Consider the following 12350-nt stretch of genomic DNA (forward strand, 5'->3'; position numbering starts at 1 on the left):
AAAAAATTTACAATTATCGATGATTTTAGAAAAAATCATTTTAAATAAAAAAAAAGTTCAGGAACAGATAGATTTATTACTAAAATACAAGGATGAATATTTTGTTAAATTAAATCTTAAGATGTGTTCTGGAATTTCCGGTTTTGAACTAAAAAATTATGATAATTTTATTAGTTCTTTGGTACATGGAATTAAGAATCAAAAAAAGATTATAGAAAGATATAAACAGCAATATAGTGAATATTTTAATTTATGGAGGAAAAATCAATGTAGATTAAAGATGTGGAATATAATGCACTTAAAAATTTTAAAACATAATTTAAAATTGATTCAATTAGATGAACAAATACAGCTTGATGAACATGTTCAAAAATCTTTTTTTAAGAAAAGGTAATTTATTACTATTATGTTAAAAATTATAAGTATAGTTACAAATACTTTATTTTGTAAAAATAAAAGTTCTTTTTTTAGATTAGATTTAAAAAAAAAACTAATTTTTCTGAAAGATTCTTAAAAAAAAATATTGTTCTCGATAGGATAAATGTTTTAAAATATACATCGAGACACGAGAAAAAAGTTAAAGATTTTCTAGGTGTTTTTTTGAATGTTTATAAAATTAGAAAACGGAAAGACAATTTCCAAAGTGACAATGTTTTATTATATGATTGTGTTTTTTATAAGGATTATTTTTGTTCTTTTAAAAGAATTATAAAAAATGATAATACAAAAAGTTTTTTTTCTGGTTTAAAAGCATACAATGATATAAAAAAACATGTTGGTAACTTGTTTAAAAAAGATGTAATAAAATTTAATAAAATAGCTGTTAATATATTAAAAAAATGTTCTAATCTTTTTCTGATGTCTAAAAATTTATATAGGTCCATAGTATATAGCTTTTTGAAAATAGCCACTTTTTCAAGCTATACTATTGATTGTTTAAAATCAAAAAATGATTTTAGTCAATTTTTATTGAATTTAAAACTTTCAAAACTTTTAAAAAATTTTTTTAAAAAAAAAATATGTTGTGATGAAGAAACTGGTGATATATTTAACTTTTTTCCAAAAATATGTTGTTCTACATATCTAAAACAAAATATTCCTAAGCAAAATGAAAAATTTTTTTTATTTCATCATAAAGATGCAAATTTAATTCAAGATAGTTGGATATACAATATTCATAAAAAATTATTGACATTTTTTTTTAAAAGTAAAAAAATTATAGAGTTATTTTTTAATTCACAGTATTTAGGATCATTATTTATACGATTAAAAGTAAAACGAAATCAATCAATTAAATTAGATTTAGTTTCTGATAATAAAATTTTAAAAAAAATGTTAGAATCTGATGTTTCTAACTTTAAAAATACTGTCTCTAAGTCCGGACTTAAGTTTAAAGATATTACTATTCAGACGAAAAATTTCAAAAAACATACTGTTTCAAAAAATAATTATGATTTTTATAATAGAGCTGTAAATCTTAATAATTTTTCTAAATTTAAACAACAAAATGATAATTTTTGTAGATTATTATTGTCAGAGTTTTGTTCTCCTATCATAAGTAAAGAAAGTATCGATATTTATATTTAATAAGAAATAATGTGTCGTATGTATTATAATATAATTTATGTGCTTTACTTATTGCAACAATTTATTGTTAGTTTAATTTGAATTAATTTTTTATATATTTTAATATAATTTGAGAGATATATTTATTTTTAGGGTGTTTTGATGATAAGTAATGTTATTTTAAAAACTAAAAAAAACGATATAGCCTATAATAATATAAATAAATTTTTTAAAGTTCATGTTTATGATTCTGGATTAGATTATTATACTATGTATCAAATAAAAGAATCTTTAAAAGACATTTCTATTTTTTTTTCAAAACAAGTTCTTTTAGATTTTTTAGATATTTTAGATGTTAAATTTGATATTAAATTGTATAGCATTCAATTAAAAAAATATAATTGTGAACAAGATTATTTCAAAGATTCAACGTTGGTAAATATTGGTAATCTTTCTACTTTTTCAGAGATAGGGATAATAGGATTTTCTGACAAGATCATAGAATCAATAATAGATGTTCTTTTTGGGGGTAAAAATATACTTCAAGATTGTAGTAATAATTCTTATACATTAAAAAAGTATGATGTAAAAATTATAGAGAAGATTATAGACATAATTAAAAAATCATATTGTATGTCTTGGAAGAAAAAACATGGGATAGATATAGAATTTTCTAATTTTCGTCTAGTAGAAAAAGCACATCTTGATAGTATTATTCCAAATAATAGCATTTTTCTATTTACTATTTTTAAAATAAAATGTGGAAATAAATTAGGATTTTTAAATATTAGTTTGTCGTTTTCGTTTATTAAAAAATTTAAAAATGAATTGTTAGAAAAGCATAAAAATAAGATTTTTTTTGAAAAAAAGCATGTAGATAAAATTTCATTAAAAATGATATATAATTTAAAAATAAATTTAGATGTTAAGTTAGTTGGTCTTTCTCTTTTATTATCTAAAATTTCATTTTTAAAAATTGGTGATATTATTTTTATAAATACTCCAGAAAATGCTTTAGCATTTTCTAATAATATACCTGTAATATCAGGGAAATATAAAATGTATAAAAATAAATACGTTTTTTTTGTTAAGAATTTTTTAATTTAAGATTATTGTAGGAATATAACTTATGAATAATAAAAAAAGTATAACTGGTACTAATAATGTAGATAATGTGGACATGTTAGAAGACATACATTTGAGTAAAAAAAAAATATTAAAGATGAAAATAATACTATGAATTTAGAAAAACCTATACAAAATTCAAATAATTTAAACTTTGTTATCGATATTCCAGTAGATGTTACTATTGAGTTAGGTAAGATAGAGGTATCAATTAAAGATCTTTTAAATTTAAGTAAAGGTTCTATATTATCTTTAAATAAATATTCAGGAGAACCGTTAAATATATTAGTAAACAAATTTATTATTGCTAAAGGAGAATTAGTTATTGTAGAAGAAAGATATGGAATTCGTATTACTAGTATTGTTGATAATTCGCATGTTTTAGATATTACGAATTAATATATTAAAATATTGTGAGAAATTATTTATGGAAAATATGTTTCAATTTACTTTTAAGAATGCAATTTTTTCAAAAATGGGAGTTCTTTTTTTTAAAATAATTGTAATTTTATTAATATTAATTTGGATATTAAGAAAAATTGGTATTGAAAAAAAAATTATAAATAATACATCTATAAAAATTTTAGAAAAAGTGTCAATTGGATCTGGAGAAAGCATCGTCATTGTTAATTTAAAAGAAATTAGATTAGTAGTCGGTGTAACTTCAAAAAATATTTCTCTTTTGTATACGTTGCCTCCGGTAAAAAATGAGAAATATTAGTAAAAATTAAAATATTCATGATTAATGTGGAAATTTATTAAATATTGTGAGACAAAAATGATTTTTCGAATGATATTATTGTTTTTATTATTGTTTTCTCCTGTAGAAAGTGCAAATATTTCTAATTTTTCTATGCATTCTTTACAACATGAGGTAGAAAATTGGTCTCTTCCGTTACAAATGATGATTTTTTTAACATTGTTGACATTTATCACTCCTATTGTATTGATGATGACTAGTTTTTCTAGAATCATTATTGTGTTTAGTTTACTACGAAATGCTTTGGGAACTCCATATTCTCCTCCTAATCAAATTTTACTAGGTTTATCTTTATTTTTAACTTTTTTTATTATGGCTCCAGTATTTGATAAAATTTACCAAGATGCTTATTTACCATTTAGTGAAGATAAGATTAGTATTAGTTCAGCTCTGTCAAAAGGTATTCAACCTCTTCATGAATTTATGATTAATCAGACTCGTACAAATGATTTGGCTTTTTTTTCAAAATTGGCTAATATTTCTAGCTTTTCAAGTAAAAGAGAAGTTCCAATGCGTGTTTTATTACCTTCTTTTGTTACTAGCGAATTAAAAACAGCTTTTCAAATTGGGTTTACTATTTTTATACCGTTTTTAATAATTGATCTAGTAGTAGCTAGTGTTCTTATGGCTTTAGGGATGATGATGGTACCTCCTTCAACAATATCATTACCTTTTAAGTTAATGCTATTTGTGTTAGTAGATGGATGGAAATTATTAATTGCTTCTTTAACTCAAAGTTTTTTTCATTAAATTTAAATTTTAATAATTATATTTATAATATATAAAATAATTTTATATTTTTAAGATTTTATACATATTAAGTTAAGGAAATTTATGACAGTAGAATCTGTAATGACTCTTTTTCAAGAAGCAATGAAAGTAGCTTTAATGCTTGCTTCTCCTTTATTGTTAACTGCATTATGTAGTGGTTTAATTATTAGTATCTTACAAGCTGCTACCCAAATAAATGAACAAACTTTATCATTTATTCCTAAAATTATTACAGTTTTATTATCTATCACAATTTTTGGTCCATGGATGCTTGCTTTAATCATAGATTATACTCGATCTTTGTTCAATAATTTATCTTTTATAACAAATTAATTGATGATAAATTTTAATGTTAATGATTTAATATTTACTTTTTATAATTTTTTATTTTTAGTAGTTCGCGTGTTATCTTTTGTTATTGTTGCTCCATTATTTGGAGATAGTTCTATTCCTAAAAAAATTAAATTATTTTTTTCATTTGTTATTAGTTGGTGTTTTACATTTTTTGTTCCTATAACAAATTTAAATTTATTATCTATAGATGGGTTTTTAGTATTAATAGAGCAAATAATTATTGGTACTTCTTTAGGATTTATTGTGCAATTGATGTTTTCTACAATAAAGATATCTGGAGAAATTATAAGTTTTCAAATGGGTTTATCGTTTTCGTCTCTGATAGATTGGAATACTCATTCCAATATATCTGTTTTATCTCGTCTTCTTTATATGTTTTTGTTACTTTTGTTTTTAGAATTCAATGGTCATCTTTGGATGATATCGGTATTATTTGATGTATTTTTGAAAATTCCCATTCAAATAGTGGAGTTTGATTCAAGTTCATTTTTTAAAATTTTAATAATTTCAAAGTTTATATTCGTTGATGGTCTTATGCTAGTATTTCCAATGGTCATAATTCAGTTAATGTTAAATGTTTCTATGGGTATTTTAAACAGAATCGCTTCTCAAATTTCTATTTTTTCTGTTGGGTTTTCTTTAACTTTACTGATAGGAATGTATATTTTTTATTTATTCATTCCCATATTTCCTCTTATTTATAATGATATATTTAATCGTGTAGTATTTTCGTTATCTGTGTTTTTGAAGACATATCTATAAAATATATTTTAAAAATATTTATTGTTAAATAGCTAAATTAATGTTAGACGCATAACATATCAGTGAATTATATTTTATGTTTTTAATTATATTTATATCAATTTGAAAATATATTTAGACTATAATTTAAATGTATTTTTTAATAATATAGTTTTAAATATTGAAGTATTTAAATATATTTAAGGTATTATAAAATGCTAATTTATGGATAAGAGATATTTTAATATAATTTAGCATTTTATAATTTCAAAAGTATTTTATATTAAAATAAAACTATTTTATTTTTTCTTCTTGATACCATACATGTTTTTTAATAATAGGATCATATTTTTTTAATTTTAACTTTTTAGTTACAGTTTTTTTATTTTTTGTTGTGGTGTAGTAATGTTTACTACCTGATGAAGACGTTAGTTTAATTTTATTTCGAGAACTTTTTGACATGTTTGTACGCTCTTTTTTTAAGTAGTAGTGTATTTTTTAAAACCCTATCAATTCCTAATTTATCCATGCATCGCATTCCTTTTGCAGATACTTTTAATGATATAAATCTATTTTTTTTTGTGTCCCAAAATTTATGTAAATGTAAATTTGGAAAAAATCGCCTTTTAGTAGCGTTCATAGCATGTGATCGATGATTTCCAATCATTGGTTTTTTCCCAGTTATCTGACAAACTTTTGACATAACTAAATCACCTACTTAAGTTGATAATAAATTCTTAAATTTTATTTATAATGATATTATAAGATGTTATTCAATAGAATTGAATATTAATTTAATTTTATATTTCTAAAATTAGAAAAACATTTTTATTAAATTTTAGAAATTATAAATTACATTTTATTAATAAGGCTTGCTTTGTGAATTTTTTAAAGCGATTTTTTATATTTATAATTTTACTATTTTCATCTTTTTTTTGTAGTATGTTATTTTTAATTTATAGTAATTATGGACTAAAAATTATGTATAACTTAGTTCATTATTATATACCAGAATTTAAAATAAAGAAAATAATAGGAAAATATAATAATTTTATATTGGAAGACATTAGATATTTATCTAATGAAAGAAGTTTTTTTATTAAAAAAGCATATTTAAGAATAAGTTTTAATTTTTTTAAGCGTTTCTTTATTTCTATAGATAAAATTTTATTTTTAGGGTGTGATATATATGTAAAACACTTTTCTTTAAGTATGTCACAAAAAAAAAATTTTATTTTCAATAAAAAATTTATGTTTTTTTTTAAAATACCTATTGTTCTAAAGGACGTAAAAATTAATAATTTTTCTTTTTTTACAAATAATATTATTTTTAAGATAGATAATTTTTCTGGAGAATACGTTTGGAATGGAATAATGTTAAAATGTTTACATAGTGAAGCTAATAATGTTTATTTTAAAAAACATAAATTTTCAAACAAGAAAAATATAGAGTTTAAGAGATTAAAAATAAAACGTAACGTTAGTTTAAATTTAAATTTTAAAGAAATTTTGAATTATTTTAAAAAATGGAGTTTTCATTTTCCTATAGATATAAATTTAGGATCTTTTTACAGTAAGAATGTTTATTTTTTTGATGAGAGTAGTTTTAATTTGCATAATTTTCATGCTATTTTTAATATTATTAATAATAAAATTTCTGTAAGAAGATTATGTTTTTTAAATTCTAATATGAAATTTTGTATATCTGGAGTATGTGACGTTAATAAACACTTTTTAACTAATGTGCGTATATATTATTACAGCTTAGAAAAATTATATAAAAAAGAAAGTGTTATTATTTGTGTTAATGGTTTTTTATTTAAGAAATTAGATATAATTTTTAATCTTTTAGGGTTTTTAAACGCTCGAGTTTACGTTAAAATAGAATATAAAAAGTACAATTCTATTTTAAATATGGAACTTTTTGCTCCATCTTTAATATTAGTGAAAAATAAAGAAAAATATACGTTATTGGAAGATATAAAATTTAAAATTATGGGAAATTCGTTGAATTATAAATTTTTTGTTGATGGAATTATTAATTTTAATTTTTTTATTCCTATAAAAGTAAGTTTATTAGGGTCTAGTAATTATTCAACGATATATATCAAAAAATTTAAATGTAAGTTTTTAAAAAAAAGCACGTATTTTAGTAGTTTTTTGGGTTTATTTAACAAAACAAGATATTTTAGTTCGGTTATTTCAAATCAAGATAAGAATGTTTTGTACAAAAAATTTATGATAAAGAAAATGACAAATAATTTTTTAAAATTGAGAAAAAATAATGATTTGATGTTAGATATAATGGTTTTACTTCAAAAAAATTCTTTTACAACGTTTAATACTAAGTCATATTTTTTCTTTTTTAAAAGGTTTCAACAACGCATATTTTCTTTATTTAACCATTTTATTCTGAAAAGAAATTTGGAGGTTACAAACAATTTTGAAGAAAAAACTCATGTTAATGTTGTTTTTGAATTAAAAGAACTAAATAATTTTTTATCTAATTTTTCTGGATACCTTCATGGAAATTTAGAATTTTTTAATTTTAAAAAGAATTATAAATATTTAATTAACGTTGTAGGAAAAAATTTAGTTTGGAACTATTTGAATATTTCTAATATTTCATGTTCAGTAGTTTTTGAAAAAAGTAATAATAGTTTATTTAAAGTTCAATTAGAAACGAAAAATTTTTTTATTTTAGATTTTCATATTTCTTTTTTTTCTTTGGAGTTAAGTAACTATCAATATAGCCATAATCTTATTATTAAAATATTTAAAGAAAATCATTTTTTTTATTTTAGATTATACGGAATATTAAATCCTATTTCGAAAAGTCAAATAGAAATTATAAAAAAAATTAGTTTTTTTACACCGTTTTATCATTTAAGTTACAATAAAATATTTATTGTTTTTCAAGAAAAAAGAATGATATATTTTTTTAGAAAACTATTTTTTGTTAAAGATGATAGATTTGAAAAGTTTATAATATGTTTTTTTAGAAATATAGTTAATAAAGTTTCTGGAAATCAAAAAAATAATATTGAAAATTTTTTTAAGCATTGGAAAAATTTGTTTCTTTTTAATAAATTTATTTCGTATAAAGTTACGTTGCGATTAAATTATATTTCTCATTTTAAAAAGTGGACATTAAAATTGGATTGTAAAGAAAAATCATTTTTAGGAGTTCATCATATATGTTTAGCCAGTATAGACCTTAGAGAAATTGATAGGAAATCTGTTATTTTTGGAAACATTGTTTTTAGAAATTTTTCAACTACGTTATTAAATGTTTTTGCGTTAGATATAAAGCATTTTTTTGGATTATTAAATGGAAATATATGTTTTAAAAGTACTACGAATAATTTGAAACTTTATGGAAACATATTAATTAAAAATTTTTGTATAAGCGATTTTTTACATTTTAAAAGTATACGATTTAATGATTTAATATTAATTATTAATAGTAATGGTTTTTTATTTAGTAGTTTTATAAAACTTGAAAGTTTTTTAAAGATAATATTTCAATTAGAAATTTTAAATTTATATATTTAGGATACAAAGATGTGCAAGATTTTTAAATATATTATTTTGATATTTAATATTAATTATAGTAAATTTTATTTGTATATATCATAGGATATCTATTTAAAGATATCCTATACTTAAAACATAAAATTTTTGATACAATATTTGTATTTTAGTTTTATTTTTAAAGTATAAAAGTTATAACTTTTTTTTGGAATAAAATATATAAATAACAAGAATTAAATTATTTCTTATAAAAATTACATGTTATTTGATTTTATATAAATATATTTTAAAGTTTGTTTAATGCATTTAACAGTTACATGGCCATGTTATAATTTTTATGAAGTTAAATTTTTTATTTTTTTAAAGAAGATAAAATTTCTTTATATGCACTATCTTTTTCTTCCCATCCTATTATCTTGACCCATTTATTTTCTTCCAGATCTTTGTAATGTTTAAAAAAATGTATGATTTTTCTTTTTAGCATATTTGGAAAATGATTTATATTTTTTATATGAGAGTACTCTGGACAAATATTTATATTAGGAATAGCTATAATTTTATTGTCTGTTCCAGATTCGTCTATCATTTTTAAAATCCCTATTGGTCTACACTGTATTATTGAATTAGGTATTATAGGATGTGGAGAATGCACCAAGACATCTATAGGATCTCCATCAGAAGATAAAGTTTTATTAATAAATCCATAATTACAAGGATAAAACATAGAAGTAGGAATAAATCTGTCTACAAATAAACATCCTGAATCTTTGTTTATTTCGTATTTTACTGGATATGAATGTGATGAAATTTCAATAATTACGTTTATATTATATGGGATATGTTTTCCAGAAGATATTTGTTTTATATTCATTTTGCTCCTGTTATATATTTAATAGTATGTATATTTTAATTTTGAACGCTTTAAGTGTAGTATTATTTTAATTATTTTCAGTGTATTATAATAAGCTAATTTAGTTGATTAATAAAAGAAATATGAAAGTACAACATAATTTTTTTTTAAAAAATAAAGAAATTAAAAATATTATTGAATATATACTTAGTTTCGTTAAAACTCGATTAGCTACTGCTGAAGTATTGGTATCTCATAATGTAGGTGTTAATTTTGGAATAAGGAACAAAAATATTGATCATGTTGAATTTAATAATAATAATTTTTTAAAAATTACGATTTATAAAAACAATAGGACAAGTACAGTTTCATCTACAAATTTTAATATATCTGAAGTTAATAAAATAATTAACTTTTCTATAGATTCCATCGATTATACTTCTGTAGATGTATATTCAGGTTTACCTGATTTAGAATTATTGGCAATCGGGAATTTAGAGGATCTTAATTTATATCATTATTGGAAATGGGATATAAATCACATTACTAATTTGATGTTAGAAGGTGAACAAGAAGCTTTTAAAATAGATAAAAGAATTATTAATACGGAAGGATCTAATTTTAGTAGTTGTATGAGTATGATAGTTTTTGGAAATAGTCATGGTATGTTAGAAAGTTATAATACTACTTTATATTCTATGTCTAATTGTATGATTTCTAAAGAAAATGACGATATGCAAAGAGATATGTCTTATACAATTTCAAGAGATATTAATGAATTAGTATCTTTTAAGAAGATAGGAGTGCAAGCTTCTAAAAAATCTTTATCTAGATTGTGTTCTAAAAAACTTTCTTCGAGAAGTAGTCCTATTATTTTTTCTTCAGAGCTTGCTTCAGATTTTTTTTCTTATTTATCGCAAGCTATCAATGGTTATCATGTATATAATCAATCTACATTTTTATCAAACAGTTTAGAACAAAAAATTTTTCCTCATTGGTTAAGTATTGAAGAGCGCTCTGATATAAAAAAAGGATTGGGATCAAAATGTTTTGATTCGGAAGGTGTTCGAACATTTTCTAAAATGATAGTTCAAGATGGTTTTTTAAAAACATGGTTGTTAAATAGTTATTCGGCTAGAAAAATGAATTTAGTTAGTACTGCAAATTCCGGAGGAATTCATAACTGGTTAGTGTTAGGTATTTCTAATATGAATTTAAACGAATTGTTAATGTTGATGTATAAAGGCATTTTAATAACAGAATTATTAGGTAATGGATTAAATTTAATTACAGGGGATTATTCGTGTGGAGCAGCTGGATTTTGGATAGAAAGAGGTTGCATACAATATCCTGTTAGTGAAATTACAATTTCTGGAAATTTAAAAGACATGTTTAAAAATATAATATCTATAGGATGTGATATTGATAAAAGGCATAAAATATTGTCAGGATCAATTTTATTACCTTCTATTCAAATATCTGGTTTGTAAATATCAAAATATGCATAATATTTTGAGCTATAAAGTTTTATATTCATTTAAAATTTTTAATAAATTAATTTCATTTACAAAAGTCGACCTATAAGCCGGGTTCTGTATTTGATAGTCATTTATCTAGAATGATAATCGCTTATCATTTCAAGCAGCCTACCCGAGTATATGTATGTGTATTATAAAGGGCAAGTAAATTTATACTCTATTTGGCTTTGCTCCAGGTGGAAGTTTGCCGTGCCATACTAATTACTAAGTATGCGGTGAGCTTTTACCTCGCCATTTCACCCTTTCCTTTTAATAATGTAACAAAAAATATAAAAGGTGGTATTCTTTCTGTTGCACTAGTCGTAAGCTTTCGCTTCCCAGACGTTATCTGGCACCTATAATGCCCTTTTGGAGCCCGGACTTTCCTCTTCTATGGTTTTTTCTTAATACTAATATCATAATCATAGCAGCGACTATCTGGTCGACTTTTATAAAGATATTTAATAATTTTATTACAGATAGTACTTATTTATATTATACAATAAATTTTTTAAGATATTAACAACAATTTATTTTTTAGAAATTTTTAATAAATTATACGAAGTTTAGTTAAAGTATTAATTTTGTTTTTTTAAAGATTCAAAATTTTTTAAATTATACAATTAACTCAAATTTGTTATTTTAAGATTTTGTTTTTAAACCATAAGTTAGTACTATATATAGTAAGTGTAAAAAATTTTAAAACTTTATATTTTAAGGTTTTATAAAATTGTAATAATATATCAATTACGAATTGATTTTCTAATAATTTATACAAATTTTAAAATAATTCATTATTATATAGTGAATAAAGATTTTAATATTCCGATTCTAAGTAAAATATGCACAATTTTAGAAGAAATATTTTATAAATAATATTTAAAATAATTTAATAAAACTATTTTTTAAAATATAACTTATTATTTTAAACAAGATGTGGGATATTTTAAATTGATAATTTACTAGCATAAATTATTGATTTTTATTTTTGTTTGACAAACAAGTAGATACGTAAGTTTTAAAGCAATCTTAAAGTTTTATAAGTATTAAAAATATCTAATTGTATAAAGTTGTTATTATCATAATTTCTATATTGTAAAAACATATTGGTAAAAAGAAATATTATTGGAGC

Annotated in this window: 13 protein-coding genes and 1 other RNA gene; 10 read left to right on the forward strand and 4 right to left on the reverse strand. The window is 21.1% G+C overall.

What is annotated here, in order from left to right; genetic code table 11:
* Positions 1-19: 19 nt before the first annotated feature.
* The 8 genes from U0T63_00350 to fliR all read left to right on the forward strand — a co-directional run bounded on the left by U0T63_00350 (position 20) and on the right by fliR (position 5338).
* Positions 20-394, forward strand: coding sequence for a flagellar FliJ family protein (locus U0T63_00350; GenBank protein ID XBC39302.1), 375 nt, complete (start codon positions 20-22; stop codon positions 392-394).
* 206 nt (positions 395-600) lie between these two features.
* A complete protein-coding gene (locus tag U0T63_00355) occupies positions 601-1587 on the forward strand; it encodes a hypothetical protein (protein ID XBC39303.1) in 987 nt (328 codons plus the stop codon).
* Between the two features lie 141 nt (positions 1588-1728).
* A complete protein-coding gene (locus U0T63_00360; protein ID XBC39304.1) occupies positions 1729-2673 on the forward strand; it encodes a hypothetical protein in 945 nt (314 codons plus the stop codon).
* A 129-nt stretch (positions 2674-2802) separates the two neighbouring features.
* A complete protein-coding gene (fliN, locus tag U0T63_00365) occupies positions 2803-3090 on the forward strand; it encodes a flagellar motor switch protein FliN (protein ID XBC39305.1) in 288 nt (95 codons plus the stop codon).
* A gap of 28 nt (positions 3091-3118) precedes the next feature.
* Complete coding sequence (gene fliO, locus U0T63_00370; GenBank protein ID XBC39306.1) at positions 3119-3412, forward strand: flagellar biosynthetic protein FliO; 294 nt, start codon at positions 3119-3121, stop codon at positions 3410-3412.
* A 57-nt stretch (positions 3413-3469) separates the two neighbouring features.
* Positions 3470-4201 carry a flagellar type III secretion system pore protein FliP gene (gene fliP, locus U0T63_00375; GenBank protein ID XBC39307.1) on the forward strand — a complete coding sequence of 244 codons (732 nt, stop codon included), beginning with the start codon at positions 3470-3472 and terminating at the stop codon, positions 4199-4201.
* Positions 4202-4285: 84 nt separating this feature from the next.
* On the forward strand, positions 4286-4555 hold the full coding sequence (fliQ, locus tag U0T63_00380) for a flagellar biosynthesis protein FliQ (protein ID XBC39308.1): 270 nt from the start codon (positions 4286-4288) through the stop codon (positions 4553-4555).
* 3 nt (positions 4556-4558) lie between these two features.
* Entirely contained in the window at positions 4559-5338 is a 780-nt protein-coding gene (gene fliR, locus U0T63_00385) for a flagellar biosynthetic protein FliR (protein XBC39309.1), read from the forward strand.
* 273 nt (positions 5339-5611) lie between these two features.
* Here fliR and rpmG read toward each other — a convergent pair whose 3' ends face one another.
* Positions 5612-5779, reverse strand: coding sequence for a 50S ribosomal protein L33 (gene rpmG / locus U0T63_00390; GenBank protein XBC39310.1), 168 nt, complete (start codon positions 5777-5779; stop codon positions 5612-5614).
* On the reverse strand, positions 5757-6020 hold the full coding sequence (gene rpmB / locus U0T63_00395) for a 50S ribosomal protein L28 (GenBank protein XBC39311.1): 264 nt from the start codon (positions 6018-6020) through the stop codon (positions 5757-5759). Before rpmB ends, rpmG begins: the two co-directional genes overlap by 23 nt.
* Positions 6021-6298: 278 nt before the next feature.
* Here rpmB and U0T63_00400 point away from each other — a divergent pair, with 278 nt between their 5' ends.
* Complete coding sequence (locus tag U0T63_00400; GenBank protein XBC39312.1) at positions 6299-8872, forward strand: hypothetical protein; 2574 nt, start codon at positions 6299-6301, stop codon at positions 8870-8872.
* A gap of 331 nt (positions 8873-9203) precedes the next feature.
* Here the strand turns inward: U0T63_00400 and ppa are convergent, their stop codons facing one another.
* A complete protein-coding gene (ppa, locus tag U0T63_00405; GenBank protein ID XBC39313.1) occupies positions 9204-9722 on the reverse strand; it encodes an inorganic diphosphatase in 519 nt (172 codons plus the stop codon).
* Between the two features lie 122 nt (positions 9723-9844).
* On the opposite strand from ppa, the gene pmbA reads away from it, so the two are divergent.
* A complete protein-coding gene (pmbA, locus tag U0T63_00410; protein XBC39314.1) occupies positions 9845-11191 on the forward strand; it encodes a metalloprotease PmbA in 1347 nt (448 codons plus the stop codon).
* 75 nt (positions 11192-11266) lie between these two features.
* On the opposite strand, the gene rnpB is transcribed toward pmbA, so the two are convergent.
* Positions 11267-11668: RNase P RNA component class A (gene rnpB / locus U0T63_00415), an RNA gene on the reverse strand.
* Between the last annotated feature and the right edge of the window lie 682 nt (positions 11669-12350).

The sequence above is a fragment of the Buchnera aphidicola (Nurudea shiraii) genome, from assembly GCA_039829955.1.
Taxonomy (GTDB): Bacteria; Pseudomonadota; Gammaproteobacteria; order Enterobacterales; family Enterobacteriaceae; genus Buchnera_B; species Buchnera_B aphidicola_AY.